The organism is Streptomyces sp. NPDC043952, assembly GCF_056435325.1.
In genome coordinates, this window is sequence record NZ_JBWKES010000018.1 from 1 (window position 1) to 26,345 (window position 26,345).

Below are 26,345 nucleotides of genomic sequence, written 5' to 3' on the forward strand. Positions count from 1 at the left end.
GAGCCGTTCGCGTTCGTCCGCTCACCGATCGCCAGGTACGAGGTGTCCTGCCGGAACGGCACCGACTGGTACAGGGACGCCGCCCCCGGCTCCGGATGCGGGTCGCGCGCCGGCGGGATCAGGCCCCGGACACGCTCCACCACCTGACGCAGGTGCTCGGGGGTCGTACCGCAGCAGCCGCCGACCAGCGACAGGCCGTACTCGCGGACGAAGGTCTCCTGAGCGTCCGCCAGCTCGGGGGCGGTCAGCGGGTAGTGGGCGCCGTCCTTGCCGAGGACGGGCAGGCCCGCGTTGGGCATGCAGGACAGCGGGATGCGGGCGTTGCGGGCGAGGTAGCGCAGGTGCTCGCTCATCTCGGCCGGGCCGGTGGCGCAGTTCAGGCCGATCATGTCGATGCCCAGCGGCTCCAGCGCCGTCAGCGCCGCGCCGATCTCCGAGCCGAGGAGCATCGTGCCGGTGGTCTCGACGGTGACCGAGACGATCACCGGGAGGTCCAGGCCGAGGGCGTCCAGGGCGGTGCGGGCGCCGATGACGGAGGCCTTGGTCTGGAGGAGGTCCTGGGTGGTCTCCACCAGGAGGGCGTCGGCGCCGCCCTCGATCAGCCCCTCGGCGTTCGCCTGGTAGGCGTCGCGCAGGGTGCGGTAGGGGGCGTGGCCGAGGGTGGGCAGCTTGGTGCCGGGGCCCATGGAGCCGAGGACCCAGCGGGGGCGGCCGTCGCGGGCGGTGAACGCGTCGGCGCTCTCGCGGGCGACGCGGGCGCCGGCCTCGGAGAGTTCGTGGACGCGGTCGGAGATGTCGTACTCACCGAGGGCGGAGTGGTTGGCGCCGAAGGTGTTGGTCTCGACGCAGTCGACGCCGACGGCGAAGTAGGCCTCATGGACCGAGCGGACGATGTCGGGGCGGGTGAGATTGAGGATCTCGTTGCAGCCCTCGAGCTGCTGGAAGTCGTCCAGGGTCGGTTCCTGGGCCTGGAGCATGGTGCCCATGGCTCCGTCGGCGACCACCACGCGGGTGGCGAGCGCCTCTCGGAGCGCGGACGCACGGGCCCGGCTGTCGGCGGTAGGGGACGTTGGCAACGAGGCCATGTAAGGGCTCCCTGAAGGTGCGACGGCTGTCGGCTATGCGGTGCCCCCACGACGGGCGGAGGGCCGCACGGCGCCAGACTAGCCGGGAGTGGGCTTGGATGGGCACAGGCGTCCACGAGGCGGACGCGGATGGCCCCGGCGCCACGTGGGGGCCACGTGTGAGGTAACAGGTGTCGACCGACCATTAGCGGGAGGTCGGCATGGACCGGTAGTGTTCGACATTGCCGAACGGTGGTAGCGAAGCGCAGGAAGTCGGCGGCGCTCCGCCCACAGATGTGTTTCGGCAGTCGAAGGGGACGGAGGCAGGACGGCGATGGCACGGAACATCCAGTCGCTCGAACGCGCGGCCGCGATGCTGCGGCTGCTCGCTGGCGGCGAGCGACGGCTCGGGCTGTCGGACATCGCCTCCTCGCTCGGCCTCGCCAAGGGCACCGCGCACGGCATCCTGCGCACCCTCCAGCAGGAGGGGTTCGTGGAGCAGGACGACGCCTCGGGCCGCTATCAGCTGGGCGCGGAGCTGCTGCGCCTGGGCACCACCTATCTGGACGTCCACGAGCTGCGGGCGCGCGCCCTGGTGTGGACGGACGACCTGGCCCGCTCCAGCGGGGAGAGCGTGCACCTGGGGGTGCTGCACCAGCAGGGCGTGCTGATCGTCCACCACGTCTTCCGGCCCGACGACAGCCGGCAGGTGCTGGAGATCGGGGCGATGCAGCCGCTGCACTGCACGGCGCTGGGCAAGGTGCTGTCGGCGTACGACCCGGTGGCGCACAGCGAGGCGCTGGAGGCGGAGCGCAAGGCGTTCACGGACCGCACGGTGTGCGACGCGGGCGAGTTCGAGCAGATCCTCGACCTGACGCGCGCGCGGGGCTACGCGGCCGATGTGGAGGAGACGTGGGAGGGCGTGGCGTCGATCGCCGCGCCCGTCCACGACCGGCGCCGGATGCCCGTGGGCGCGGTGGGCATCACGGGGGCGGTGGAGCGGCTGTGCCGGGACGGCGAGCTGCGGCCCGAGCTGATCGCGGCGGTGCGCGACTGCGCTCGGGCGGTCTCCAGGGATCTGGGCGCCGGGCGGTTCTGAGGGTCCCTGAGGGATCACGCTCTGTCGTGGGTATGACCGGGACGCCGGGCGGCGTTCCGGCTCTCGGCCTACCCTGAAGTGGACAAAGTAGGGCTAAAACTGCATAGCGTGACGAAGAGTGATAGCCGGCAACGATCAATAACGATCCGGTTTTCGATAAGAGAACTCTTGACGCACGCGTAACACCGAAGCGAGACTCCCGTCCATCGGTCGGCATTGTCGAACACCTATCGGTAATACGCGTTAGAGTGTGACGACGCCAAGGGCCGGTATCGCTCTCACCCCCGAGGGCACCAGAACCCCCGGTGGGACCGGGGTTCGCTTACCCCTGGACGAAGGACAAAGGAGTCGCGGGTGTCCAGCTCCGACATCTTCATCGGCGAGACCCTCGGTACCGCCATACTCATCCTGCTCGGCGGCGGTGTGTGTGCCGCCGTCACGCTGAAGGCCTCCAAGGCCCGTAACGCCGGTTGGCTCGCCATCGCCTTCGGGTGGGGCTTCGCCGTCATGACGGCCGTCTACATCTCCGCACCGCTCTCAGGCGCGCAACTGAACCCGGCCGTCACCGTCGCCGTGGCCATCAAGAACAGCGACTGGAGCAACGTTCCGTACTACTTCGCCGGTCAGCTGCTCGGCGCCATGATCGGCGCGGCCCTGGTGTGGCTCGCCTACTACGGCCAGTTCCACGCGCACCTGACCGACAAGGAGATCGTCGGCGGTCCGGGTGCCCAGGCCACGTCGGCGAAGGCGGTCGAGGCCCAGGAGCAGGGCGCGGGGCCGGTCCTCGGCATCTTCTCCACCGGTCCGGAGATCCGGAACGTGGCACAGAACCTCGCCACGGAGATCATCGGCACCATGGTGCTGATCCTCGCGGTCCTCACGCAGGGCCTGAACAACAGTGGCAAGGGCCTCAGCGAGGTCGGCGGTCTGGTCACCGCGTTCGTGGTGGTGTCCATCGGCCTGTCCCTCGGCGGCCCGACGGGCTACGCGATCAACCCGGCCCGTGACCTCGGCCCGCGCATCGTGCACGCCCTGCTGCCGCTGCCCAACAAGGGCGGCTCCGACTGGAGCTACGCCTGGATCCCGGTGGTCGGCCCGCTGATCGGCGCGGCCATCGCGGCGGGTATCTACAACGTCGCCTTCTGACGAAACCCCCCACAAGGGTTCCGCGCACGCGCCGTACGTTCAGCCCCTCACACCACGGACCTTTCAGGAGCACACAGTGACCGACGCCCACACCGCAGGCCCCTTCATCGCGGCGATCGACCAGGGCACCACCTCCTCGCGCTGCATCATCTTCGACCGGGACGGCCGGATCGTCTCCGTCGACCAGAAGGAGCACGAGCAGATCTTCCCGAAGCCGGGCTGGGTCGAGCACAACGCCAACGAGATCTGGACCAACGTCCAGGAGGTCGTCGCCGGAGCCGTCGCCAAGGCCGGCATCTCCCGCGACGACATCAAGGCCATCGGCATCACCAACCAGCGCGAGACCACCGTGCTGTGGGACAAGAACACCGGTGAGCCCGTCCACAACGCCATCGTCTGGCAGGACACCCGCACCGACGCCCTGTGCCGGGAGCTGGGCCGCAACGTCGGCCAGGACCGCTTCCGCCGCGAGACCGGCCTGCCGCTGGCCTCCTACTTCGCCGGCCCCAAGGCCCGCTGGCTGCTCGACAACGTCGAGGGCCTCAAGGAGCGCGCCGCCGCCGGGGACATCCTCTTCGGCACCATGGACACCTGGGTCATCTGGAACCTGACCGGCGGTGTCAACGGCGGCAAGCACGTCACCGACGTCACCAACGCCTCGCGCACCATGCTCATGAACCTGCACACGATGCAGTGGGACGAGCGGATCGCCGAGTCGATCGGCGTGCCGCTGGGCATCCTGCCCGAGATCCGCTCCTCGGCCGAGGTCTACGGCGAGGTCACCGGCGGCAAGCTCGGCGACCTGCTGGGCGGCATCCCGGTCGCCTCCGCGCTCGGCGACCAGCAGGCGGCCCTGTTCGGCCAGACCTGTTTCTCCGAGGGCGAGACCAAGTCGACGTACGGCACCGGCACCTTCATGGTGATGAACACCGGCGACAAGATCATCAACTCGTACGCCGGTCTGCTGACCACCGTCGGCTACAAGATCGGCGACCAGCCCACGGTGTACGCGCTGGAGGGCTCGATCGCCGTCACCGGTTCGCTGGTGCAGTGGATGCGCGACCAGATGGGCCTCATCTCCACCGCCGCCGAGATCGAGACGCTCGCGCTCTCCGTCGAGGACAACGGCGGCGCCTACTTCGTGCCGGCCTTCTCCGGCCTGTTCGCCCCGCACTGGCGTTCCGACGCCCGCGGTGTGATCGCCGGCCTGACCCGGTACGTCACCAAGGCGCACCTCGCGCGCGCCGTCCTGGAGGCCACCGCCTGGCAGACCCGCGAGATCGCCGACGCCATGGTGAAGGACTCCGGCGACGAGCTGGTGGCCCTGAAGGTCGACGGCGGCATGACCTCCAACAACCTGCTGATGCAGACGCTCGCCGACGTCCTGGACGCGCCCGTGGTGCGCCCGATGGTCGCCGAGACCACCTGCCTCGGCGCCGCCTACGCCGCCGGCCTCGCCGTCGGCTTCTGGTCCAGCACCGACGAGCTGCGCGCCAACTGGCGCCGGGCCGCCGAGTGGACCCCCCAGATGGACGCGGAGACCCGCGACCGCGAGTACAAGAACTGGCTCAAGGCCGTCGACCGGACCATGGGCTGGATCGAGGACGAGAGCTGAGCGGCCTCTTTCGGCTCAAACGCTCTGACGAGGAGTAAGTACCCCACATGACCAGTCAGTCCACCCTGCAGTCCGTGCCTGCCCTGGGAACGCGCCCGGCCTCCGGCTCCAACCCGAGTCGCGCCGAGACCAGGGAGCAGCTCTCCAAGGCGTCGTACGACCTTCTTGTGATCGGCGGCGGCATCCTGGGCATCTCCACCGCCTGGCACGCCGCGCAGTCCGGGCTCAGGGTGGCGCTGGTCGACGCCGGCGACTTCGCCGGTGCCACGTCCTCCGCCTCCTCCAAGCTGCTCCACGGCGGTCTGCGCTACCTGCAGACCGGCGCGGTGAAGCTGGTGGCGGAGAACCACTTCGAGCGCCGTGCGGTGTCCCGTCAGGTGGCCCCCCACCTGGCGAACCCGCTGACCTTCTACCTCCCCGTGTACAAGGGCGGCCCGCACGGCGCGGCGAAGCTCGGCGCGGGCGTCTTCGCCTACTCGGCGCTGTCCGCGTTCGGCGACGGCGTCGGCCACCTGCTCTCCCCCGCCAAGGCGGCGCAGGACGTGCCGGAGCTGCGCACCGAGAACCTCAAGGCCGTGGCCGTGTACGGCGACGACCAGATGAACGACGCGCGCATGGCGCTGATGACGGTCCGCGCGGCCGTCGAGGCGGGCGCGGTCGTGCTGAACCACGCCGAGGTCACCGGCCTGCGCTTCACCCGTGGCCGGGTGACGGGCGCGGAGCTGAAGGACCGGATGTCCGGTGACGAGTTCGGGGTCGACGCCCGGCTGGTGCTGAACGCGACCGGCCCCTGGGTGGACCACCTGCGCACGATGGAGGACCCGAACGCGGCGCCGTCCATCCGGCTGTCCAAGGGCGCGCACCTGGTCCTGAAGCGGACCTCGCCCTGGAAGGCCGCGCTGGCCACCCCGATCGACAAGTACCGGATCACCTTCGCCCTCCCCTGGGAGGACATGCTGCTGCTCGGCACCACCGACGAGGAGTACGAGGGCGACCCGGCGGATGTTTCGGTCAACGACAAGGACATAGCGCAGATCCTGGACGAGGCGGCGTTCTCCGTCCGGGACCAGCAGCTGAAGAAGGACCTGATCACGTACGCGTTCGCCGGTCTGCGGGTGCTGCCGGGCGGTCCGGGTGACACCGCGAAGGCCAAGCGCGAGACGGTGGTGACCGAGGGCAAGGGCGGCATGCTGTCCGTCGCGGGCGGCAAGTGGACCACGTTCCGCCACATCGGTCGTACGATCATGAAGAAGCTGGAGGCGCTGCCGGGCCACCCGCTGGGCGACGACTTCGAGCCGATCTCCTCGCTGCCGAAGAAGCTGCCGCTGCCCGGTGTCGCCAACCCGCGCGCGGTCGCGCACCGGCTGCTGGTGGACGGCCCGGCGCCCGGCCCCCGGATGGGTGCCGACACCGCCAAGCACCTGGCCACCCACTACGGCTCGCTGGCGTTCGACATCGCCCGGCTGGCCAACGAGAACCCGGAGCTGGCGCGGCGGGTGCACCCGGACGCGCCGGAGATCTGGGCGCAGGTGGTGTGGGCCCGTGACCACGAGTGGGCCGAGACGGCGGACGACGTGCTGCGCCGCCGTACCACGCTGACCATCCGCGGCCTGGCCACGGACGAGATCCGCGCGCAGGTCCAGGGGCTGCTCGACGAGAAGTAGTACCGGCGGGAAGTAGGTCCGGCGGGAAGTAGGTCCGGCCGGGCACCGAGACCGGGGAAGGGGCGGCGCCGTGCGCACGGGCCGCCCCTTCCGCGCGCCCGCCGGTGCGGGCCCGGTCCGGGTTCGGGGTCCGGGGTTTATCAGGGGCGCGGGGGGTGTTCGAGCGGGGAGGGTGGGGCAGTGATCCGTTCACTGCCCCTGTACGGGGACTGCGGACGCCCTTGCCGGACGCCGTAAGGTTGGTGAGTCAAGCGAGGGCACGTCGGAAGGAGGCACTGGGTGATCGAGCTGGAGGGGGTTCCCGAGCTGATCGACCCAGTCATGGTGGCCGCGTTCGAGGGCTGGAACGATGCCGGTGACGCCGCCTCCACGGCGGTCGCGCATCTGGAACGCGAGTTCAAGGGCGAAGTGTTCGCGGCGCTGGACGCCGAGGACTACTACGACTTCCAGGTGAACCGGCCGACGGTGTTCATGGAGGGCGGGGTACGCAAGATCACCTGGCCGACGACCCGGCTCTCGGTGGTCCGCGTCGGCGGGGAGAAGCCGCGCGACCTGGTGCTGGTGCGGGGCATCGAGCCGTCCATGCGCTGGCGTTCGTTCTGCAACGAGCTGCTCGGTTTCGCGCACGAGCTGGGCGTGGAGCTGGTGGTCGTCATGGGCGCGCTGCTCGGGGACACCCCGCACACGCGTCCGGTACCGGTCAGCGGGGTCACCTCGGACACGGAGCTGGCCCAGCGGATGGACCTGGAGGAGACCAAGTACGAGGGCCCGACGGGCATCGTCGGCGTCCTCCAGGAGGCGTGCGCGCATGCCGGGGTGCCGGCGGTGTCGCTGTGGGCGGCTGTGCCGCACTACGTCTCCCAGCCGCCCAACCCCAAGGCCACGCTGGCGCTGCTCAACCGTCTGGAGGACCTGCTGGACCTGCGGATCCCGCAGGGCGAACTGCCGGAGGACGCGCGGGCCTGGCAGGTGGGCGTGGACCAGCTGGCCGCGGAGGACAGCGAAGTCGCGGAGTACGTCCAGACGCTGGAGGAGGCCCGCGACACCGCGGAGCTGCCGGAGGCGTCCGGGGAAGCGATCGCGCGGGAGTTCGAGCGGTATCTGCGACGGCGGGACACGCCGGGCGGCAAGGCCCGTCCGTCCAAGCCGGATGCGGATGCCTCCGGCGGTTCGGCCGGCGATGACGAGGGTGACGGGTCGGAGGACTGAGGTACGGCGAAGGGGCGGTCCCGGATCGGGGGCCGCCCCTTCTTCGTGTCGCCGAAGGCGCTACCGGCGGGCCGCTTGAGGTGGTCGGGCGGCTGCCGCGTCGTCGTGGGTTCTCGCGCGGTTCCCCGCGCCCCTCGTGGGGCGCGGGGGTCGGCGGTGCTTACAGGGCGACGCCCAGGAGGGCGTCCACCGCCCTGGTGACCAGGCCCGGAGCGCTCGTGTCCGGGCCGCCCTCGGTGTTCTGGCGGGCGGCCCAGCGGTCCACCGCGGCGAGCGCGGTGGGGGCGTCCAGGTCGTGGGAGAGGGCGTCGCGGATCTCCTCGACCAGGGCGTCGGCGGCGGGGCCGTCGGGGCGGGAGACCGCGGCGCGCCAGCGGTCGAGGCGGTCGAGGGCGTCCTGGAGGACCTGGTCGGTCCACTCCCAGTCGGCCCGGTAGTGGTGGGCGAGCAGGGCGAGGCGGATCGCGGCCGGGTCGACGCCGTCGCGGCGCAGCCGGGAGACGAAGACCAGGTTGCCCTTGGACTTGGACATCTTCTCGCCGTCGAGCGCGACCATGCCGGCGTGCACGAACGCCTTGGCCATCGGGAACTCGCCGGTGAGCACCTGGGCGTGCGAGGCGCCCATCTCATGGTGCGGGAAGGCCAGGTCGGAGCCGCCGCCCTGGACGTCGAAGCCCATGCCGAGGTGGTCGAGGGCGATGGCCACGCACTCGATGTGCCAGCCGGGCCGGCCGGGGCCGAGGGAGGCGCCGTCCCAGCTGGGCTCGCCCTCGCGGGCCGCCATCCACAGCATCGGGTCGACCGGGTTCTTCTTGCCCGGACGGTCCGGGTCGCCGCCGCGCTCGGCGGACAGCAGCCGCATGGCGGCCGCGTCGAGGTGCGAGACCGAGCCGAAGTGCGGGTCGGACTCGACGGAGAAGTAGATGTCGCCGTCCAGTTCGTAGGCCGCGCCGAGGTCGCGCAGCCGCTCCACGAGCGGGACGATGCCGGGTATCGCCTCGACGGCGCCTATGTAGTGCCGCGGCGGGAGCATCCGCAGGGCGGTCATGTCCTCGCGGAAGAGGGAGGTCTCCTTCTCGGCGAGGGCGACCCAGTCGACGCCGTCGCGCTCCGCGCGCTCCAGGAGCGGGTCGTCGACGTCGGTGACGTTCTGGACGTAGTGGACCTGCCGCTTGGTGTCGAGCCACACGCGCTGAACGAGGTCGAACGCGTTGTAGGTCGCCGCGTGACCCATGTGGGTCGCGTCGTACGGGGTGATGCCGCAGACGTAGATGCGGGCGACGGGACCGGGCTGGAGGGTGACCAGGCCGCCGGTCGCGGTGTCGTGGATCCTCAGGTCGCGGCCCTGACCAGGCAGGGCGGGGACCTCGGAAGCGGGCCAGGCATGCATGTACATGAGCCTAACCGGCCGCGCGTCGGGCACACGACCGGGATCGGGTCGGATGGCCGGTTGGGCGCTCTTGCAACTTCGGCCGGGTTGTGATCACACGGGCGGCCAGGGGATCGCCGGCCACTCCCCGCCGGGCTCCGGGTGGACTCCGGAGGTGAGGAGGGCGGCGACGCGGGCGCGGGTGGCGTCCAGTTCCGCGGCGGTGATCAGCGGGGCGAGGCGCCCGCCCAGGTCGCCGTCCAGGGCGTCGTGGAGCCGCTTGAGGACCTCGACGGCCTCGGCGGTGAGGGGTTCGCCGGCCCAGCCCCACAGCAGGGTGCGGAGCTTGTCCTCGATGTGGAAGGTGACGCCGTGGTCGATGCCGTAGAGCCGGCCGTCGGCGGTGGGCAGCAGGTGGCCGCCCTTGCGGTCGGCGTTGTTGAGCACGGCGTCGAGGACGGCGAGCCGGCGCAGCCGCTCGTCGTCGGCGTGCACGAGCAACGCGGTGCGGCCCTCGCCGACCTCGGCGAAGCCGATGGCCTTCCAGCCGGGCTCGGGCTCCTCGCCGTCGACCAGGGCGAGCAGTTCGGGCTCCGGGGACACCTCGATCCACAGCTGGCACATGCCCTCGCCGTAGGGGCCGTCGCGCAGCACGGTGGGCGGGACGAGGCCCCAGCCGGTGGCCTCGGAGACCTCGTAGGCGGCGACCTCGCGGGCGGCGAGGGTGCCGTCGGGAAAGTCCCACAGGGGGCGCTCGCCGGCCACCGGCTTGTAGACGCAGGCGGCTTCCCGGCCGTCGTGGGCGACGGTGCAGAACAGGGCGGCGTTCGAGGCGTCGCGGATGCGGCCGCGCACGGTCAGCTCACCGCGGGCGAGCAGTTCGGCGGCGCCCGGATCGGCGGCCGTCACGCCCCGCGGCGGTATCCGTTCTGGCGCGGGCATACGTGTCCTTCCGGATCGAGCGGGAGGCTGCACAGCGGGCACGGCGGCCGCCCGGCGTTGACGACGTCGAGGGCGCGCTTGGCGAAGGCACGGGCCTGCGCGCCGGTCAGCCGGACCCGCAGCATCGGGGGCCCGTTCTCCTCGTCCTGGAGCAGCCGTTCCTCGGCCTCGGCGAGGTCCTCCTCGGTGTCGGCGTCCAGCTCCACCAGGGCCTGCGCCTCCACGACCATGCGCTGTTCCTCGGCGTCCCAGGCCAGGGCCATGGTGCCGACCCGGAACTCCTCCTCGACGGGGGTCTCCAGCGGGGCGGTGTCGGCGATCTCGTTGGGCGCCATGGCCGGGACGGGGGCACTGCCGCCGCTGCGGCGCACGACTTCGTCCAGGAGTTCGTCCATGCGCTCGGCGAGCGCGGCGACCTGGGTCTTCTCCAGGACCACGCTGGTCACCCGTGGGCCGGCGATGGCCTGGAGGAAGAACGTACGGCGTCCGGGCAGTCCGACCGTGCCGGCCACGAAGCGGTCCGGCGGATCGTAGAGGAACACCTGACGGGACACGTCCTGTCTCCATGGGGTCGAGAGTTTCGGCGGTGCGGGTGCGGGCCGCTGCGGATACGCGACGGCGCGGATCGCTTCACCCTACTGCGGGCGACGATCACGGTGCGCCCGCACCACCACCGACCGGTGCGTCGCCGTCGGGGTGCTCCTCGCGAGGGGCGAGCGAGGCGAGATCGCCGGTGTCGCCGAGGCGGACGAGGAAGGGGCGCAGGCGGGTGTAGCGGATCGCGGTGATGGAACACGGCTCCACGGAGATCCGCTGGAAGAGGTCGAGATGGAGGCCGAGGGCGTCGGCGACCAGGGATTTGATGATGTCACCGTGCGAGCACATGAGGTAGACGGCGTCGGCGCCGTGGTCGCGTTCGACGCGCGCGTTCCACTCGCGTACGGCTTCGGCGGCGCGGGTCTGCATGGCGCGCATGGACTCCCCGCCGGGGAAGGCGGCGGCGGAGGGGTGGGCCTGGACGACCTCCATCAGCGGCTCGTCCTTGAGTTCGGCGAGCTTGCGGCCGGACCAGTCGCCATAGTGGCACTCCCCGATCCGGTCGTCGGTGTGCGCGGTCAGGCCGGGGCGGGCCGCGAGGAGGGGGGCCAGGGTCTCCTGGCAGCGCTGGAGCGGGCTGGTGACGACCTCGGCCAGGGGCAGGGCGGCGAGGCGGTCGGGCAGGGCGGCGGCCTGGGCGGTGCCCCGCTCGTCCAGGGAGACCCCCGGAGTCCAGCCGGCGAGCAGTCCGGAGGTGTTGGCGGTGGAACGTCCGTGCCTTACGAGGATCAGCGTGGGCATGCGGACCAGGGTAGGCGCATCAGGTGATGCGCCGGTGATCTGATGAGGGGAGAATGCGCTCCGTGATCGTCGACTGTGCCATCTACCGGCACGGACAGCGGACCGAGGGTCCGGAGGACCTGTCCGACGCGCTCGCCGAGGCGCGGGCGGCGGGCGGGTTCGTGTGGATCGGGCTGTACGAGCCGTCCGAGCGGGAGTTCGACCTGGTGACCCGCGAGTTCGGGCTGCACCCACTGGCGGTGGAGGACGCTCTCAAGGCGCATCAGCGTCCCAAACTCGAGGTGTACGAGGATTCGCTGTTCGTGGTGCTGAAACCGGTCGCCTACGAGGCGGAGAGCGACACGGTCTCGGCGGGCGAGCTGATGGTGTTCGTCGGTGACAGCTTCGTGGTGACGGTGCGGCACGGCGAGGCCTCGCCGCTCGCGGCGGTGCGGCACCGGCTCGAAGAGGAGCCGGAGATGCTCGACAAGGGGCCCACCTCGGTGCTGTACGCGATCGCCGACGCCATCGTGGACCGGTACCTGGAGGTGGCGACCGAGCTCCAGACGGATCTGGAGGAGGTGGAGGCGGAGGTGTTCCGGCCGGAGGTGGGCGGCGCGCGCAACACCGCCTCGCGGATCTACGGCTTCAAGCGGCAGATCGTGGAGTTCCGCCGGGCGACCGTGCCGCTGGCGGTGCCGCTGTCCCGGCTGGCGGGGACGGGGCCGCTCGGCTCGGGCGGCGGGGTGCCGTTCGTGCATGAGCGGGCGCGGCCGTTCTTCCGGGATGTGGGCGACCATCTGTCCCGTGTCAACGAGTCGGTGGAGGGCCTGGACCGGCTGGTGTCGGACGTGCTGTCGGCGCATCTCGCGCAGACGGGCGTGCGGCAGAACGACGACATGCGCAAGATCTCCGCCTGGGCGGCGATGGCGGCGGTGCCCACGATGATCGCCGGCATCTACGGCATGAACTTCGACCACATGCCCGAGTTGCACTGGTTGTGGTCGTACCCGGCGGTGATCCTGGTGATGGCGCTGCTGGAGGTGGTCCTGTACCGGATGTTCAAGCGGCGCGAGTGGCTGTGAGCCGCGTCGGCGGCCAGGGCGCCTTGGAAGAAGGCGCCGGGGAGTCGTAACCGCTCGTCGCCGGGCGCGTTGTTCCCGGTGACGGCCGTGGCGGGGAAGCCTCCCCCGAGCCCCCACCACGGCCGTGGAAGACCTCCCGGCTCAGGCGAGCCCGGCGCGCTCCAGGGCTTCGGTGCCGGCGCGCAGGGAGGCGAGCCGCTCCTCGAGGGTGAATCCGGCGGGGGCGAGGCTGAGGGTGGTGACACCGGCCTCGGCGTAGGCCTTCATCCGGTCGGCGATGCGGTCGACGGAGCCCAGCAGCGTGGTCTTGTCGATGAGGTCCTGCGGGATCGCGGCGGCCGCGCCCTGCTTGTCCCCGGACAGGTACTTCTGCTGGATCTCGGCGGCCTCCCGCTCGTAACCCATGCGCTGCGCGAGCTTGTTGTAGAAGTTCTGCTTGGCGCTGCCCATGCCGCCGACGTACAGCGCGGTGTAGGGGCGGAAGGTGTCGGCGAGCGCGGCCACGTCCTTGTCGTCGCCGACGGCGAGCGGCAGGGTCGGGCAGACGTCGAACCCGTCGAGGGTCTTGCCCGCCTTCTCCCGGCCCGCGCGCAGATGCGTGAGGGTGGTCTCCTCCAGGTGCTCGGCGGCGGGGAAGATCAGCAGGGCGCCGTCGGCGATCTCGCCGGTCTGCTCCAGGTTCTTCGGGCCGATCGCGGCGATGTAGAGCGGGATGTGCTCGCGCTGCGGGTGCACGGTCAGCTTGAGCGGCTTGCCCGGACCGCCCGGCAGCGGCAGCGTCCAGTGCTCGCCGTCGTACGACAGCCGCTCACGGGTCATCGCCTTGCGGACGATCTCCACGTACTCGCGGGTGCGGGCCAGCGGCTTGTCGAACGTGACGCCGTACCAGCCCTCGGAGACCTGCGGTCCGGAGACGCCGAGGCCGAGCCGGAAGCGGCCGCCGGAGAGGGTGTCCAGGGTGGCCGCGGTCATCGCGGTCATCGCGGGCTGGCGGGCCGGGATCTGGAAGATGGCGGAGCCCACGTCGATGCGCTCGGTCTGGGCGGCGACCCAGCTGAGCACGGTGGCCGCGTCGGAGCCGTACGCCTCGGCGGCCCAGCACACGGCATAGCCCAGCCGGTCGGCCTCCTGGGCCACGGCCAGATTGTCCCCGTCCATTCCGGCACCCCAGTAGCCGAGGTTGAGTCCGAGTTGCATGGCCGATTCCCCTTACCCGTGAGTAACGTCCCTGTGGCGCAGACCTTAGCGTGCGGGCGCGGGCGGTGCCCCGCGCGGGCCCGGACGAGTTGTCCACAGGCAACCCACCGCACTGGTTCCGGCCAGTAATCTCGCGGTCATGGAGCAGAGGCATCTCGGCCGCACCGGCCTGCGCGTGTCCCGGATCGGACTCGGCACCCTCACCTGGGGCCGGGACACCGAAGAACATGACGCCGCGGACATGCTCAAGGCGTTCTGGGAGGCCGGCGGCACCCTCGTGGACACCGCGGACGTGTACGGCGGTGGGGAGGCGGAGTATCTGCTCGGGCGGCTGATGGAGCGGCTCGTGCCCCGCCGTGACCTGGTCGTCTCCACGAAGGCGGGCAGCGTCCCGTACCCCGGCCGCCGCTTCGACGGCTCCCGCGGGCATCTGCTCGCCGCGCTGGACGCCTCCCTCGACCGCCTGGGCACGGACCATGTGGACCTCTGGCACATCCACGCGTGGGACGCCGAGACCCCGCTGGAGGAGACACTCCAGGCCCTGGACATAGCGGTGGCCAGCGGCCGGGCGCGGTACGCGGGGGTGTCCAACTTCTGCGGCTGGCAGCTCGCCAAGGCGGCCACCTGGCAGCTCGCGGCGCCGGGCACCCGCACCCGGCTGGCCAGCACGCAGATGGAGTACTCGCTGCTCCAGCGGGGCGTGGAGCGGGAGGTGCTGCCCGCCGCGCTGGACCTGGGCGTGGGCCTGCTGCCCTCCTCCCCGCTCGGGCGGGGGGTGCTGACCGGAAAGTACCGGCACGGCACGCCCGCCGACTCGCGCGGTGCCTCCGAGCAGCTGGCGCCCTTCGTGGAGCCGTATCTGGACGACACGGCGACGCGCATCGTGGACGCGGTGACGACGGCCGCCGACGGGCTCGCGGTCACCCCGCTCCAGGTGGCGCTCGCCTGGGTCCGCGACCGCCCCGGCGTCACCGCCCCGATCGTCGGCGCGCGCACCGCGCAGCAGCTCACGGCGGCGTTGTCAGTGGAGGCGCTTAGTCTTCCTGACGAGATCTGCCGGGCGCTGGACGATGTGTCGGCGCCCTTGCACCGCTATCCCGATCACGACTGGAGCACGCTGTGAGCACGGAACCGGAGACCACGGAGGACACCGCGCCGGGGACGCCGGAGATGCCGGAGGCGCCGGACGAGGTGGCCGGGAATGGTCTGACGGCGGACGGCGGTGACGGTGCGTCCGGGACGGCCGATGTGACGGACGACGACTCGGGCGAGGAGACGGCCGAGGGGGCTTCGGAGGTTTCGGGTCCGGAGCCGGCGGCCGATGGTGCCGCCGGGGGGCCGGAGCTGTCCGAGGCGGCGGCGGAGCTGGCGGCGCAGCGACTCGAGCGGGAGCGGATCGAGCGGCGCAAGGCGGAGCGGAAGGCGCCCGTCGAGAGCGGCGCCAAGCTGAGCGGGAAGGCGGCCGATCTGCTGGCCGCCGTGCGCGCGGTGGAGGGCGGCAAGAAGCCGGCGACCGCGGTGTTCGCCGAGCCCGCGCGGCCCGCGCCCGAGCGGGCGGCCCAGCCGGGCCCCGCGGCCGCTCCGGCGCGTCCGGCACCCGAGCCGGCGCGGGTGCGCCAGGAGCGCCCTGCGCCTGCCCCGGCCTCCGCCCCTGCCTCCGCGCCCGCCCCGGTCTCCGTCTCCGCGCCGGTCGGCCCGTCGCCGCAGGCGGTGGACGCGGTGCGCCGGGTGCTCGCGGAGGGCGGGGCGCCGGAGGCGCTGGGCGGGCAGGCGGCCGTGGCGCTCGGCGAAGGCGCCGGGGACGTGCTGCGGGAGGATCCCTGGCAGTTGCTGCGCGTGCCGGGGGTGCGGCCCGAGCAGGCGGACGGGTTCGCGCGGGCGCTGCTCGGTGCCGGATGCGGTCCGGGGGACGAGCGGCGTGGGCGGGCGGTGACGGTCTGGCTGCTGGAGCAGGCGGCCCTCGCCGGGCACACCGCCCTGGAGCTGCCCGCGCTCACCGCGGCCCTGGCCCAGCGGGGCGTGCCGGACCCGGACGAGGCCGTGCAGTCGGCCCTGGCCGAGGGTGAGGCGCTGGTGTTCGAGGACGCCCTGGAGGAGGCGGGCGCCCCGGCCGTGCGGGCGGCGGACGACGAGGAGGATGTGGAGCGCCCGGTGCGGGTGCTCATCGCCCTGGAGCGGTACGCGCTGGCCGAGGAGAGCCTGGCCGATGGCCTGGCCCGGTTGGTCAACTCCCCGGTCCAGGAGACCTCTCAGGCGTGGGCGCCGGTCGTCGCGGCGACGTCGGGCGGCGCCGCCGAGCTGGCCCGCGCGGTCGCCGGGCACGGCCTGGTCCTGCACACCGGCGGCGAGGCCGCCCGCGCCGAACCGGCGGCCCTGCTCGCCGCCGCCCTGGAGGCGGGCCTGCGGGCCCTCGCCGTGTGCCACACCCCGGACGGCCGCGACCGTCTCGCCGCGCTGTCGCCGGCGGGGGGCGTGGGCGTGGGCACCGTCGCCGGGCTGCTGGCCGGTGCCGAGGGGCCCGGCCGGGACGCGGACGGAGCGCTGGAGCTGGACCTGCTGATCGTGCTGGACGCGCCCCAGCTGGACGTGGAGGGCGCGGCGATGCTGGTGGAGTCGCTGCCCGACGGGGCGCGGCTGGTGCTCAGCGGGGATCCGGCACTGCTGTGGTCGGCCGGTCCGGGGCGGGTCTTCGCCGATCTGCTCGCGGCCCGCGCCTGCCCCCAGATCGCCTCCCGGCTGCCCGACCCCGGTCCGATCGGCGAGCTGGTCTCCGGGATCGGCATCGGCGAGCTGAACCAGGTCGAGGCGCCCGGCAAGGAGGTCGTGATCGTGCCGGTGCGGGACGCGGGCGAGGCCGTGCACCGGACGGTGCAGCTGGTCGCGGAGTCGGTGCCGCGGGCCTTCCAGGTCCCCGTTGAAGAGATCGTGGTGATCACGCCGGGCCATGGCGGCGCGGCCGGCACCCGAGCCCTGAACGCCGCCCTGAAGGAGCGCCTCAACCCCGGCCCCGGCCGGTTCGGCGGCTTCGACCCCGGCGACCGGATCGCCTACTCCCCCGCGCCAGGCCGGACGCTGCCGGGCACGGTGGTGGGGGCCGACACCGAGGGGCTGCACCTGTCCTGCGCGGGCGCCCCCGTGGTCGTACCGCGTGAGCGGGTGGAGGGATGTGTGCGGCACGGATGGGCGCTGACCGCGCACCAGGCGGTGGGCGGGCGCTGGCCCGCGGCGGTCGTGGTGCTGCCCGGCGATGCCGCGGGGGCGCTCAGCAGGCCGTGGGTGTACACGGCGTTCGGCCGGGGCGAGCGGCATCTGTCCGTGGTGCACGGGGTGGAGGGCGCGCTGCCGCGGGCGGTCGCGGAGGTCCCGGCCAAGCCGCGTACGACCCGGCTGGCGACGCTGCTGCGCCCGCAGACACCGACCGGCTGAGGCGCGGCGCCGCCGGGGTGGCGATCACCTGTGGCGGGCGCCACGCGGCGGGGGCGTACCGGCTTCGCACCGGTACGGCCCCGCCGCCGGGGTCACCTGCCGGGGCCCCGGACGCCCACGCCGCCGGTCTCGCCGCCGTCGTGATCGTTCCCGATCTCGTCGTCGTGCTCGTCGTGCTCGTCGTCGGTCTCGTCCAGGTCCTCGTCGTCCACGAACTCGATGTCGTCGTCCTCGGCGTCCGGGTCGGTGTCGTCGTGGTCGTCGTCCTCGTCGTCGAAGACCGCGCTGACGTCGAACCTGCACACCACCGCCTGCGGATCCATGTGCTCGAAGGGGGCCTCCAGCCATTCCCCGGCCTCCGGGGGCTCCTCGGCCGCGGTGACCCAGAGCGTGGAGTCGCCCTCCTCCAGGCCGAACTCCTTGTGGCGGGAGGCGATCTCGTCGGGTTCGAACTCGCCGAACAGCAGGCTGAGCGCGCCGGGGACGGTGCCCGCGGCGTCCTCGTCCAGGCCGGCGAGGTCCTCGAAGTCGTCCGCGGCCTCGACCCGCTCGGCCTGGGCCAGCAGCCGCTGGGGCTCCGCCACGGTGTAGTCGCGGCGGATCAGCACGCTGATCGCATGGGGTTCCTCGGGGCCCGCGTACGGGGGCAGTGTCTCCTCGGCGCCGGGGATCTCGAAGGGAGTGACCTCGTCGTAGCGGTCGTAGAGCAGCTCGTCGTACACCTCGGCGGCCGCGGCCAGCTGGTTGAACGCCTCGAAAACGGCCGGGTCGTCGTCTCCTGACCTGCGTTCGACCGCCGCCAGGTGACGGTCGAGCGCGGTCTTGATCGCCTCGGCGGCGGCACGTACCTCGGCAGCGGTGGGCTGCGCAGCATCAGACATAGTGCAGACGCTATCCGTACCGGGCACCAGCCCGCACAATAGATGCGATGCCGGAATACGAATTTGTCGACGTGTATGTGCCTCGCGGGGTGTCCCGCAAGGAGACCACACGTCTGCTGACGGACCATGCCGAGTACGGACACTGGGAGTTGGACCGCCTGAGCCTGCTGCGCGACGGCAGCCGCAAGGTTCGGCTGCGGCGGCGGATCATCCGCCAGGTGCGGGCCACCTGGTGAGACAGGACGCTGAGGGCGAAGGGGGCGCGAACGACGCGGAGCGGGCCCGCCGGTCTGGCCGGACCCGCTCCCCGTTCGCCGTCCGTCGCGGGGTGATCGCCCGCGGCTAGGCCTTGGCGCGTGCCTTGCGGTAGAGCACGGCGCCCGCGATCAGGGCGCCCGCGCCGGCCGGCAGTGCCAGGCCCAGCGGCAGGTCACTGCCGGTGTGCGCGAGCTGTCCCGTGGTCAGGGACGCCGAGGGGACCTGCGGAACGTGCACCTGGTGGGCGGGCGGGGTCGCCGGGGTGCCCGGCTGGTGCGGGGTGCCCGGCTTGCTCGGCGTACCCGGCTGGCTCGGCTTACCCGGCTGAGACGGCTTGCCCGGCTGGCTCGGGTGGCCAGGGTGACCGGGGTGGCTCGGGTGACCGGGGTGGCTCGGGTGGCCGGGGTTGCTCGGCGGGCTGGTGTGGCCGCCGCCCGGTGGACGGCCGTGCGTCCCGCCGCTGTTGGCGCAGTCGTTGCCCGTGGCGGGGTTGCCCACGCCGACGACGTCGACGCTGTTGCCGCACACGTTCACCGGGACGTCGATCGGCACCTGGACGGTGTTGCCCGATCCCACGCCCGGCGAGCCGGAGGTGTGGCCGCCGGCGGCCGAGCCTCCGGAGCCGCCGTGGCCCTGACCGCCGTGGCCGCCGCCGGAGTTGGCGCAGGCATTGCCCGCCGCCGGGTTGAGGAGCCCGACGACATTGACGGTGTTGCCGCACACGTTCACCGGCACGTGCACCGGCGCCTGGACGGTATTGCCCGACAGGACGCCGGGTGAGCCGGTGGCGGCACCGGACGCGCCCGCGTCCGCGTGTGCCATACCGGTCGCGGCGGCGAGTACCCCGGTCGCCGCCGCCATGGTCATCAGACCCTTACGGGTTCCTTGTCGCATTGCTGCGTACCCCCCTGCCTTCGCTTGCCTTCACTGTCTGGGAAAAGGCCGGTCGGCCTCGGAGCGCATGGCGCGCGCTCCGAGGCCGACGGCTGGTAGAAGACGCCCCTCGGGGTGGAAAGCCCCTACGGGGAACCGGCGTCAGCTGTTGACGCAGGTGTTGCCGAAGGCGGGGTTCAGGAGCCCGATCACGTTGATCGTGTCGCCGCACACGTTCACCGGAACGTGCACGGGCACCTGGATGACGTTGCCGGAGACGACACCCGGAGAGTGCAGGGCGGCACCCTGGGCACCGGAGTCGGCGACGGCCAGGCCCGCGCCCGCGAGAACCAGCCCACCGGTGGCAGCCGCGGCAGCGACGACCTTCTTGATCATTATTCCTCCTCGTTGGCAATGCGGCCCCAAGGTGCGGGGTCGCATCACCTGTAACGAGGAGGGAGTAATGGAGCTACGAGCTTATGGTCGCATTCACCCTTCTCAGTCGATCTCGAACGGGCGCCCGAAACCCCGGCGGTCCGGCTCGAACGCCCGGCAGCCGCTCAGGAGGCGTCGATGAACCGGTCGAGCACCCGCACGCCGAACTGGAGGCCGTCCACCGGCACCCGCTCGTCCACACCGTGGAACATGCCGGCGAAGTCCAGCTCCGGCGGCAGCTTCAGCGGGGCGAAGCCGAAGCCGCGGATGCCGAGATCGTCGAAGGACTTGGCGTCGGTGCCGCCGGAGAGCATGTACGGGACCGCCTTGGCGATGGGGTCCTCGGCGAGCAGCGCGGACTGCATGGCCTCGACCAGCGCCCCGTCGAAGCTGGTCTCCACGGCCTTGTCGGCGTGCACGTCCTCGCGGCGCACATGCGGGCCGAGCAGCCGGTCGAGGTCGCCGAGGAACTCCTCCTCGTATCCGGGCAGGAAGCGGCCGTCGATGTGCGCGGTGGCCTCGCCGGGGATGACGTTGACCTTGTAACCGGCGTTCAGCTGGGTCGGGTTGGCGGTGTTGCTCAGGGTCGCGCCGATCAGCTTGGCGATGCCGCCGAGCCTGGCGATGGTGGCCTCCATGTCCTCGGGGTCCAGCTCGGTGCCGAGCGCGTCGCCCAGCTCGTCGAGGAAGGCACGGGTGGTCTTGGTGACGCGTACCGGGAACTTATGCCGGCCGACGCGGGCGACCGCCTCGGACAGCTCGGTGATGGCGTTGTCCCGGTGGATCATGGAGCCGTGCCCGGCGGTGCCGGCCACGGTGAGCTTCATCCAGTGCATGCCCTTCTCGGCCGTCTGGATCAGGTAGAGCCGCCGCTGCTCGTTCACGGTGAAGGAGAAGCCGCCGACCTCGCTGATCGCCTCGGTGACGCCCTCGAACAGCTCGGGGTGGTGGTCGACCAGGTGGCGGGCGCCGAAGGTGCCGCCCGCCTCCTCGTCGGCGAGGAAGGCGACGACGATGTCGCGCGGGGGCCGCCGCCCGCTGCGCAGCCGGTCGCGCACCACCGCGAGGGTCATGGCGTCCATGTCCTTCATGTCGACCGCCCCGCGGCCCCATACGCATCCGTCGGCGATCTCGCCGGAGAAGGGGTGGTGGGTCCAGTCGTCGGCGTTGGCCGGTACGACGTCAAGGTGGCCGTGGATGAGCAGGGCGGGCCGGGAGGGGTCCTCCCCCTCGATGCGGGCCACGGTGGAGGCGCGGCCGGGGTGGGACTCGTAGATCTTCGGCTCCAGGCCGACCTCCGCCAGCTTCTCGGCGACCCACTCGGCGGCCTGGCGCTCGCCGGGTCCGGAGTGGTCGCCGTAGTTGCTGGTGTCGAACCGGATCAGGTCGCGGCAGAGGTCCACGACCTCGTCCTCACCGGTGACGCCCTGGGCCGTGTCCTTCTCGCTCACGCTGCTTCCTCCCGCTTACCTGCTGCTGGGTCCCCCTCATCCTCTCTCCGGGCCGGGTCCGGGCCCAAGACCGGTCCCGGCCCGTCACACGCCGTTCACGCCCGCCCGCCGCGGACCGGGGGGTGATCAGCCACCCCGGAAAGCCTGGTAATGTTTTCCCTGTCGCCGCGAGGGAAACCCCGCCGAGGGAACCGCGCACGACAGACACCTTGTCCGGGTGGCGGAATGGCAGACGCGCTAGCTTGAGGTGCTAGTGCCCTTTATCGGGCGTGGGGGTTCAAGTCCCCCCTCGGACACCAGCAGAGACCCCAGTTCACCTGGGGTTTTTCTGTTTCTCCGGCTGTGGCGCGACCAACCACGTGACCACCGGCCGAGGACAGCCGTCCTCAACCAGTCCGTCATCCTGACCGTGGTGCGGTCAGGCACCCACCTCGGAGTGCACCGGAACAGGCGGGCGCACTCCCGCCTCCGCTCGGGCAGCCAGGTGGAGTGCAAGATCGGGGTACCAGCCACGGGCTACGGCCTGCAGCATCTCCGCCAGGGCCGCGAGTTCCCCGATTCGGCCGGCGGGGGTGTCGAGGACCGCCGCGAACTCCTTGCGGATGCGGGCGGCTAGGTCGGGAACAAGCAGGCTGTTGGCGTGGAGGAGCCCCGCGTCATAGCCGAAGGGCACCTGTCCCCACCGCTCCCAGTCCAGCAGGCACAGGGGCGCGGCGGTGGGGTTGCCCCAGTGCAGGTCACCGTGACCGGTCACCCGCTCCACCTTGGCGGGGGCCGGGACGCCGAGGAACTGGGGGAAGGCCCGTTCGATCCAGCCGTCCCGGACCGTGACCTTCACCCCTTCCGCTTCAGCGAGCAAGGCAAGGGCTCGGCGAAGGTCCGCCCCCACTCGTCAGGCAAGCCGGGGTCGTGGTCGATGTCGGCTCGGTCCGGGGACACGATGGGTTGCGTGAGGTAGTCCAGGACTTCCGACTGGAAGGCCCACTCGCCGTCAGTCCAGTCATGCACCGCGTACAGGTGGGGGTGGGGCACGCCGTCAGGCACCAGCTCCGAGGCGCCGACGATGCCTTCCCCCGCCTTCCTGCCCGCGTTCCTCTTCGCCGTCCGGCTGACCCGCAGCCACCGGTCCCCCGCTCGGCGTCCGAGCGTGACACCGAGGAAGCCCCACGCCGGCGGCCCCGTGCAGGTGAGGGCCAGTGCCTTGGCCGCCCGGTCGTGGGCGGCCTCCATCAGAGCCTGTACCTCCTCATTCCCCGGCGAGTTCATCCGTCACCCTCCTGAGTTCCCGGGCCGTCAGCGGCGCAGCCAGAGCCTTGGCCACATCGTCCCAGTGCTCGCGGGTACTCGCGGAGGTGAGGACGACATCGAGGCCAGGGCACGAGCCAGCGGCCAGCAGGGCAGCGGCTGCGGCCGACAGGCCGGGGCGGATGAGGTTCACCAGTTCGGGTGTCATGGCGTCGAGGAGTTCGCCCCCTTGCAGGGGCGCAGAGCCGAACGTGATCAGCCCCGCGTCCTTCGCCTGTACCAGTGGTCCGCCGCCGTTCAGGGCTTGTGTGATCGGGGCGTCCATGATCAGGCTGACGGGCATCTGCAAGCCCGTGAAGTGATGCTCGGCGGAACCGGCCGCCTGCCGGGCGAGCGTGAGCAACTCGGGGACGCTGAGCGCTCCGGAGGTAAGGCCGGACCAGGTGGCGACGCCGTATCCGCCGACCCTGCCCGCGTGGGCGAACTCTTCCAGCGCCGTGAAGGCTTCCCGTACACGCCGGTGCAGAGCAGCACGGTCAAGGCCGTGCCCGTGGTGCTCCGGGTTGTGTACGAACACCAGGTCCACACGCCCGAGCGTGGCCAACGAGCGCTCCGTCTGCCATCGGACGAAGCCCCGTTCAAGGCTGTGCCTGCTGGCCGTCTCGTACCAGGTGAGCACGCCTTCGGCCAGGGCCGTGCGGCCTTGCTCCGCCGTGAAGAACCCCGTCTTCGTGGCTACCCGCACGGTCGGGTACTCCCCGAGAACCGGGCGCAACTCCTCATGCGCCCGACCATGGGCGTAGTTGGGTGCCGTGTCCACCCACGGGCTACCGGCAGCCAGGGCGGTGCGTGCCGCCTGACTGACGGCACGCACGCGGTATGTCCCCAGGCAGAGCGCGGCGGTCACAGCGCGGTCCCCACGACTGCGACGGCATGGCCTTCGATGAGGGCGGAGACCAGTTCGGCCACGTCCTTGACCTCCAGTCCGGCGGAGTCGGCAAGCTCCCCGAGCGTGGTCGGCTGGTTGGTCAGCAGCGTTCCGAGCACGGGCGCTGCGGACTCGGCGAAGTCCCACGCGGTACCGGCCGCCGAGAAAGTGACTGTGCCCTCTGCTCGGTTCGGGGTCAGGCGACCCCTCGGAGCGGTGAGCTTGACCGTGATCTCCCTCCGGGCGGGGAGCCCGTCCACGTACGGCAGCGAGGGAACCGCGTGGCCCAGGTCGGTCGTGTCGATCGACTCCGCCCACCGCTCCACAAGGCGGGAGTCCGCCATCATGCCGGCCACCTCACCACGCACGGCTTCGATGAAGTCCGACTGTTCCGCCAGCGAGCAGAACCGTGGAATGTCCTTACGGAAGGCAAGGGACGCTCGAAGCTGATCGACGACCCACAGCATGAGGTCAGCGCCGGTATGCGTGACCATGCCGAAAGTCAGGTGGAGGGATTCCGTCCCTTGGTCAGCGGTGACCGAATGCCACCAGCCGCGCGGCAGGTAGAGCACGTCCCCCGGGGACAGAACGAGGTCCGCCACCGGGTCGCCCTCCGGCTTCTCCGGCGACTCCACGTCCCGGAAGGTGGGCGCCTCACGGGTCATCCCCCACAGGCGCCACCGCTTCGAGCCGTGCAGTTGGACCACCACCACATCGTGGTCATCCCAGTGCCGGCCGAAGCCCTCCCGCTCGGTCCACGAGGCGTACACGTTGGCCTGCACGGAAGTCCCGAGGAAGCGTTCCAGTCCCTCAGCAGCCGCCCCCACGGCGGGGTGGATCTGCTCCACCGCGTCGAGGACCAGCGACGCCCCGTCCCTGAGCTGGGCGTGGAAGTCGGACGGCTGGATGCGGGACCACGTGACCGACCGGCGGTTCGTGGTCGGGATCGCGTAGCGGTGGATCGGAACCATCTCACCGTCGACCGACAGGCGGAGCCGGGGCGGCTCCAACCTCTGCGTGGCGATGATCCGGTTCAGGTCGTCCCAGGAGAACAGCTCCGCCGTGTCGGGGGCTCCGGGGAAGTGCGCGTAGGAGCGGTGGTACGTCCGGGCGAGGAACTTGTCCCCGCCCAGACGCCCCGCCCACGAGGCTGCGTCAACCAACATGGGCGCTCCCGTCAGTCGTTGCCGTCGGAACGGCCACCGCTGACGTCCGACTCCTGCTCGGCACGGGTACGCGCGGCCACGATCTTGCGCTTCGCGACGAGCAGGCCACCGCCCTCGGGGGCGGCCGACGTGGTGTTCTCTTCCACCATCGGACTTACCTCTCTCTTCTCGGGGACTCCCACCGGGATTCCGGCAGGAAGCGAAGAGACAGCGACGAGCGCGGCGGACGCCGACCTCGGCGACGACGGGCGCCCCGTGCACCGAGGGCACCCGCACGGCGAGTACTCGGTGGGCGAACTCAAGATCACCGCGTTGTTGGGGTCCACCTGCACCGTGCGCACCGGGCCGTACGTCCGGCCCCCTTCATAGGACACCCGGAGAGTCATGCGCCCGGTCGTCATGAGCGCACACCAGCGTCAGAGCCGAAACTCCGCCGATACCCCAGTCGCCACCCCACGCCGTAGCGGACCCACTTTTCGTTTCGCTCGGTCGCTGCCATGGGGAATATCATTGGCCTAGAAAGCGGCGGCTGTGTGGTTCTTTCCCGTCATGGACTAAAGATCATGAACGGCAGGCGGTGGCCCACTCCGTCAACAAGGCTCGCGCTTCGGCCCCGAACAGCGCGTACCCCTCCAGTGTCGAGAACAGTTCCACATGCATTTCGATGTCGCGTGGATCTCTCAGGATCACGACTCCGGTGGTGTTCTCCACAGTGGCCAGGGGCCGGTCAATCTGCATCGCCATCGCGGCCGGGGGCAGGAGTGGCCACCTCACGGCCTGTTCGGTGAGGATGAAGGTGAACCGCTTCTTCGTTTCGTAAAGAACCTCCTGCCGCTCCAGCTTCCTCGCGATCGTCTTAGTGACATCAGCCGGGGAATGGGCGAGGCTGGCCCGGATGTACTCAGGGGTGGACAGCAGTCCCGTAATCATCGAGAGCAGGAAGAAACGGAACTCGGTAGAGGAGGATTCGAGCGCGGCAAGTTCGGTCTGCTTCTTCTCCAGCCCCCTTCGCCGTAGCGAGCGCAGGTCTTGCGAGCGAGCCGGTCCCCAGTGAGGCCGGCTCGCTTGCGTAGTTCTTTCAACAGGGCGGCCAATTCTTGCTTCGGCTGCCCCAACTGTTCAGGGTCGAACGTCACCCGCTCACGTACTCCAGGAATGGAACCGACTCGGCAACGGCGATCCGCTTCCACTGCCGGTACGGCTCGGGATCACCCTCGTACAGTTCCCGGTTTATCTGAGTCCCGTCCGCCCGGTAGTTCATCAGGACCACCTTGGACTCATCGAACATCCAGAAATCCTGATCCGGAAGTCCCGGATTCTCCCGGTCCGTGAGGTCGAGGATGCGGATATCCTCGCCTGCCTTCACGTGGTGCCGGTAGTAGTACTCGAACTCGAACCGGAGATAGTCCGAGAGCGGGCGGGTCACGACGTGGACCCTGCCGACACTCTTTCCTTCCAAGCCCCATTGCCGGAGCTCGTCCATCCAGGCCGACGCGTAATCGTCGGGGGACTTCTCCCCGGCGAGGAAGCGCTTCAGCTTCTCCGCTTCCTGGGGCATGGTGTAGACGGGCAGCGTTTCCAGCCGCCACGCCTCACGCTCCATGGAATCGAAGCAGTCATTCCACGCGTCACCATCCAAGTGCACGAAACGCCTCCCTGAGAACCGACTCCGGGATTTCCACGAGCCCTTCCCCGGCGGCCGGGGTGAAGGCGTCGGACACGTCGCCCTGCACGACGAACGATCCCGTGGCCGTGCGGTACACGTTCGGGCAGTCCTTCTCTCCGCACTCGCCGTTGCCGTTGCCCGTGAGCCGGGTGAGTGCCGAACGTTCGGACATGCCAAACCCCCTTGCTCCAGCCCCGTCTGGGCCGCCTGGCCAACGACAGTAGAGAGGGGCGGCATCACGCGTCTACGCGTGAAAGCGACTATGCGCGTCCTTGCATAAACAGGGCCTGACCATGGCGGACCGCCTCG

At 71.3% G+C, this 26,345-nt stretch carries 26 protein-coding genes, 1 tRNA gene and 1 pseudogene; 10 read left to right on the forward strand and 18 right to left on the reverse strand.

Annotation, left to right across the window (positions count from 1 at the left end; all coding sequences use genetic code 11):
* On the reverse strand, nucleotides 1-1,085 hold a 1,085-nt coding region (locus tag AC069R_RS20975), incomplete at its 3' end, for a homocysteine S-methyltransferase family protein (RefSeq protein WP_478768333.1).
* Nucleotides 1,086-1,398: 313 nt separating this feature from the next.
* Here AC069R_RS20975 and AC069R_RS20980 point away from each other — a divergent pair.
* The 5 genes from AC069R_RS20980 to AC069R_RS21000 all read left to right on the forward strand — a co-directional run bounded on the left by AC069R_RS20980 (nucleotide 1,399) and on the right by AC069R_RS21000 (nucleotide 7,797).
* Nucleotides 1,399-2,163: an IclR family transcriptional regulator gene (locus AC069R_RS20980; protein ID WP_471068829.1), complete on the forward strand. Its 765-nt coding sequence runs from the start codon at nucleotides 1,399-1,401 to the stop codon at nucleotides 2,161-2,163.
* 354 nt (nucleotides 2,164-2,517) lie between these two features.
* A complete protein-coding gene (locus AC069R_RS20985) occupies nucleotides 2,518-3,309 on the forward strand; it encodes an MIP/aquaporin family protein (RefSeq protein WP_478768334.1) in 792 nt (263 codons plus the stop codon).
* 76 nt (nucleotides 3,310-3,385) lie between these two features.
* A complete protein-coding gene (gene glpK / locus AC069R_RS20990; RefSeq protein WP_478768335.1) occupies nucleotides 3,386-4,924 on the forward strand; it encodes a glycerol kinase GlpK in 1,539 nt (512 codons plus the stop codon).
* 47 nt (nucleotides 4,925-4,971) lie between these two features.
* Nucleotides 4,972-6,588 (forward strand): glycerol-3-phosphate dehydrogenase/oxidase, encoded by a 1,617-nt coding sequence (locus tag AC069R_RS20995; RefSeq protein WP_478768336.1) that lies wholly within the window; start codon nucleotides 4,972-4,974, stop codon nucleotides 6,586-6,588.
* A gap of 279 nt (nucleotides 6,589-6,867) precedes the next feature.
* Nucleotides 6,868-7,797, forward strand: coding sequence for a PAC2 family protein (locus tag AC069R_RS21000; RefSeq protein ID WP_478768337.1), 930 nt, complete (start codon nucleotides 6,868-6,870; stop codon nucleotides 7,795-7,797).
* A 160-nt stretch (nucleotides 7,798-7,957) separates the two neighbouring features.
* Here AC069R_RS21000 and mshC read toward each other — a convergent pair whose 3' ends face one another.
* The 4 genes from mshC to AC069R_RS21020 all read right to left on the reverse strand — a co-directional run bounded on the left by mshC (nucleotide 7,958) and on the right by AC069R_RS21020 (nucleotide 11,446).
* Nucleotides 7,958-9,187, reverse strand: a complete 1,230-nt coding sequence (gene mshC / locus AC069R_RS21005) for a cysteine--1-D-myo-inosityl 2-amino-2-deoxy-alpha-D-glucopyranoside ligase (RefSeq protein ID WP_478768338.1) — start codon at nucleotides 9,185-9,187, stop codon at nucleotides 7,958-7,960.
* A 93-nt stretch (nucleotides 9,188-9,280) separates the two neighbouring features.
* Nucleotides 9,281-10,108 carry an SCO1664 family protein gene (locus AC069R_RS21010; RefSeq protein ID WP_478768339.1) on the reverse strand — a complete coding sequence of 276 codons (828 nt, stop codon included), beginning with the start codon at nucleotides 10,106-10,108 and terminating at the stop codon, nucleotides 9,281-9,283.
* Complete coding sequence (locus AC069R_RS21015; RefSeq protein WP_478768340.1) at nucleotides 10,072-10,662, reverse strand: DUF3090 domain-containing protein; 591 nt, start codon at nucleotides 10,660-10,662, stop codon at nucleotides 10,072-10,074. The genes AC069R_RS21010 and AC069R_RS21015 overlap by 37 nt, the downstream gene beginning before the upstream one ends.
* Nucleotides 10,663-10,759: 97 nt before the next feature.
* The gene (locus tag AC069R_RS21020; RefSeq protein WP_478768341.1) at nucleotides 10,760-11,446 is read right to left on the reverse strand and encodes a histidine phosphatase family protein; all 687 of its coding nucleotides are present in this window, start codon (nucleotides 11,444-11,446) and stop codon (nucleotides 10,760-10,762) included.
* A 62-nt stretch (nucleotides 11,447-11,508) separates the two neighbouring features.
* On the opposite strand from AC069R_RS21020, the gene corA reads away from it, so the two are divergent.
* Entirely contained in the window at nucleotides 11,509-12,510 is a 1,002-nt protein-coding gene (gene corA / locus AC069R_RS21025) for a magnesium/cobalt transporter CorA (RefSeq protein WP_478768342.1), read from the forward strand.
* 141 nt (nucleotides 12,511-12,651) lie between these two features.
* Here the strand turns inward: corA and AC069R_RS21030 are convergent, their stop codons facing one another.
* The gene (locus AC069R_RS21030; RefSeq protein ID WP_478768343.1) at nucleotides 12,652-13,707 is read right to left on the reverse strand and encodes an LLM class F420-dependent oxidoreductase; all 1,056 of its coding nucleotides are present in this window, start codon (nucleotides 13,705-13,707) and stop codon (nucleotides 12,652-12,654) included.
* A gap of 139 nt (nucleotides 13,708-13,846) precedes the next feature.
* Between AC069R_RS21030 and AC069R_RS21035 the strand changes: the two genes are divergently transcribed.
* Nucleotides 13,847-14,830, forward strand: coding sequence for an aldo/keto reductase (locus AC069R_RS21035; protein ID WP_478768344.1), 984 nt, complete (start codon nucleotides 13,847-13,849; stop codon nucleotides 14,828-14,830).
* A complete protein-coding gene (locus tag AC069R_RS21040) occupies nucleotides 14,827-17,133 on the forward strand; it encodes a helix-hairpin-helix domain-containing protein (RefSeq protein ID WP_478768345.1) in 2,307 nt (768 codons plus the stop codon). The genes AC069R_RS21035 and AC069R_RS21040 overlap by 4 nt, the downstream gene beginning before the upstream one ends.
* Before the next feature lie 92 nt (nucleotides 17,134-17,225).
* On the opposite strand, the gene AC069R_RS21045 is transcribed toward AC069R_RS21040, so the two are convergent.
* Entirely contained in the window at nucleotides 17,226-18,014 is a 789-nt protein-coding gene (locus tag AC069R_RS21045; RefSeq protein ID WP_478768346.1) for a hypothetical protein, read from the reverse strand.
* Between the two features lie 47 nt (nucleotides 18,015-18,061).
* Between AC069R_RS21045 and AC069R_RS21050 the strand changes: the two genes are divergently transcribed.
* Entirely contained in the window at nucleotides 18,062-18,250 is a 189-nt protein-coding gene (locus tag AC069R_RS21050) for a DUF5703 family protein (RefSeq protein ID WP_028801646.1), read from the forward strand.
* Nucleotides 18,251-18,356: 106 nt separating this feature from the next.
* Here AC069R_RS21050 and AC069R_RS21055 read toward each other — a convergent pair whose 3' ends face one another.
* The 3 genes from AC069R_RS21055 to AC069R_RS21065 all read right to left on the reverse strand — a co-directional run bounded on the left by AC069R_RS21055 (nucleotide 18,357) and on the right by AC069R_RS21065 (nucleotide 21,031).
* Nucleotides 18,357-19,166 (reverse strand): chaplin, encoded by an 810-nt coding sequence (locus tag AC069R_RS21055; RefSeq protein ID WP_478768347.1) that lies wholly within the window; start codon nucleotides 19,164-19,166, stop codon nucleotides 18,357-18,359.
* A 141-nt stretch (nucleotides 19,167-19,307) separates the two neighbouring features.
* Nucleotides 19,308-19,541: a chaplin ChpH gene (chpH, locus tag AC069R_RS21060; protein ID WP_085563988.1), complete on the reverse strand. Its 234-nt coding sequence runs from the start codon at nucleotides 19,539-19,541 to the stop codon at nucleotides 19,308-19,310.
* A 164-nt stretch (nucleotides 19,542-19,705) separates the two neighbouring features.
* Complete coding sequence (locus AC069R_RS21065; RefSeq protein WP_397986753.1) at nucleotides 19,706-21,031, reverse strand: M20/M25/M40 family metallo-hydrolase; 1,326 nt, start codon at nucleotides 21,029-21,031, stop codon at nucleotides 19,706-19,708.
* A 211-nt stretch (nucleotides 21,032-21,242) separates the two neighbouring features.
* Between AC069R_RS21065 and AC069R_RS21070 the strand changes: the two genes are divergently transcribed.
* Nucleotides 21,243-21,330 (forward strand) — tRNA-Leu (locus tag AC069R_RS21070).
* Nucleotides 21,331-21,449: 119 nt separating this feature from the next.
* On the opposite strand, the gene AC069R_RS21075 is transcribed toward AC069R_RS21070, so the two are convergent.
* From AC069R_RS21075 to AC069R_RS21110, 8 genes and pseudogenes are all read right to left on the reverse strand, one after another.
* Nucleotides 21,450-21,869, reverse strand: a complete 420-nt coding sequence (locus AC069R_RS21075) for a hypothetical protein (protein ID WP_478768348.1) — start codon at nucleotides 21,867-21,869, stop codon at nucleotides 21,450-21,452.
* The gene (locus AC069R_RS21080; protein WP_478768349.1) at nucleotides 21,866-22,297 is read right to left on the reverse strand and encodes a hypothetical protein; all 432 of its coding nucleotides are present in this window, start codon (nucleotides 22,295-22,297) and stop codon (nucleotides 21,866-21,868) included. Before AC069R_RS21080 ends, AC069R_RS21075 begins: the two co-directional genes overlap by 4 nt.
* The gene (locus tag AC069R_RS21085) at nucleotides 22,278-23,183 is read right to left on the reverse strand and encodes an aldo/keto reductase (protein WP_478768350.1); all 906 of its coding nucleotides are present in this window, start codon (nucleotides 23,181-23,183) and stop codon (nucleotides 22,278-22,280) included. Before AC069R_RS21085 ends, AC069R_RS21080 begins: the two co-directional genes overlap by 20 nt.
* The gene (locus AC069R_RS21090) at nucleotides 23,180-24,367 is read right to left on the reverse strand and encodes a cupin domain-containing protein (RefSeq protein WP_478768460.1); all 1,188 of its coding nucleotides are present in this window, start codon (nucleotides 24,365-24,367) and stop codon (nucleotides 23,180-23,182) included. Before AC069R_RS21090 ends, AC069R_RS21085 begins: the two co-directional genes overlap by 4 nt.
* Nucleotides 24,368-24,381: 14 nt before the next feature.
* Nucleotides 24,382-24,519 (reverse strand): hypothetical protein, encoded by a 138-nt coding sequence (locus tag AC069R_RS21095; RefSeq protein WP_478768351.1) that lies wholly within the window; start codon nucleotides 24,517-24,519, stop codon nucleotides 24,382-24,384.
* Nucleotides 24,520-24,931: 412 nt separating this feature from the next.
* Nucleotides 24,932-25,506, reverse strand: a pseudogene (locus tag AC069R_RS21100) (Scr1 family TA system antitoxin-like transcriptional regulator).
* Nucleotides 25,503-26,015: a DUF6879 family protein gene (locus AC069R_RS21105; protein ID WP_478768352.1), complete on the reverse strand. Its 513-nt coding sequence runs from the start codon at nucleotides 26,013-26,015 to the stop codon at nucleotides 25,503-25,505. Before AC069R_RS21105 ends, AC069R_RS21100 begins: the two are co-directional and overlap by 4 nt.
* Nucleotides 25,999-26,208, reverse strand: a complete 210-nt coding sequence (locus AC069R_RS21110; RefSeq protein ID WP_478768353.1) for a hypothetical protein — start codon at nucleotides 26,206-26,208, stop codon at nucleotides 25,999-26,001. The genes AC069R_RS21105 and AC069R_RS21110 overlap by 17 nt, the downstream gene beginning before the upstream one ends.
* Nucleotides 26,209-26,345 lie beyond the last annotated feature (137 nt).

Excerpts from the sequence above, each read along its gene's own strand:
- AC069R_RS20980 (WP_471068829.1), top strand. The coding sequence starts at position 1,399 with ATGGCACGGAACATCCAGTCGCTCGAACGCGCGGCCGCGATGCTGCGG.
- AC069R_RS20995 (WP_478768336.1), top strand. The coding sequence starts at position 4,972 with ATGACCAGTCAGTCCACCCTGCAGTCCGTGCCTGCCCTGGGAACGCGC.
- mshC (WP_478768338.1), bottom strand. The coding sequence starts at position 9,187 with ATGCATGCCTGGCCCGCTTCCGAGGTCCCCGCCCTGCCTGGTCAGGGC.
- AC069R_RS21010 (WP_478768339.1), bottom strand. The coding sequence starts at position 10,108 with ATGCCCGCGCCAGAACGGATACCGCCGCGGGGCGTGACGGCCGCCGAT.
- AC069R_RS21020 (WP_478768341.1), bottom strand. The coding sequence starts at position 11,446 with ATGCCCACGCTGATCCTCGTAAGGCACGGACGTTCCACCGCCAACACC.
- AC069R_RS21030 (WP_478768343.1), bottom strand. The coding sequence starts at position 13,707 with ATGCAACTCGGACTCAACCTCGGCTACTGGGGTGCCGGAATGGACGGG.
- AC069R_RS21035 (WP_478768344.1), top strand. The coding sequence starts at position 13,847 with ATGGAGCAGAGGCATCTCGGCCGCACCGGCCTGCGCGTGTCCCGGATC.
- AC069R_RS21045 (WP_478768346.1), bottom strand. The coding sequence starts at position 18,014 with ATGTCTGATGCTGCGCAGCCCACCGCTGCCGAGGTACGTGCCGCCGCC.
- AC069R_RS21050 (WP_028801646.1), top strand. The coding sequence starts at position 18,062 with ATGCCGGAATACGAATTTGTCGACGTGTATGTGCCTCGCGGGGTGTCC.
- AC069R_RS21055 (WP_478768347.1), bottom strand. The coding sequence starts at position 19,166 with ATGCGACAAGGAACCCGTAAGGGTCTGATGACCATGGCGGCGGCGACC.
- chpH (WP_085563988.1), bottom strand. The coding sequence starts at position 19,541 with ATGATCAAGAAGGTCGTCGCTGCCGCGGCTGCCACCGGTGGGCTGGTT.
- AC069R_RS21080 (WP_478768349.1), bottom strand. The coding sequence starts at position 22,297 with ATGAACTCGCCGGGGAATGAGGAGGTACAGGCTCTGATGGAGGCCGCC.
- AC069R_RS21095 (WP_478768351.1), bottom strand. The coding sequence starts at position 24,519 with ATGGTGGAAGAGAACACCACGTCGGCCGCCCCCGAGGGCGGTGGCCTG.
- AC069R_RS21110 (WP_478768353.1), bottom strand. The coding sequence starts at position 26,208 with ATGTCCGAACGTTCGGCACTCACCCGGCTCACGGGCAACGGCAACGGC.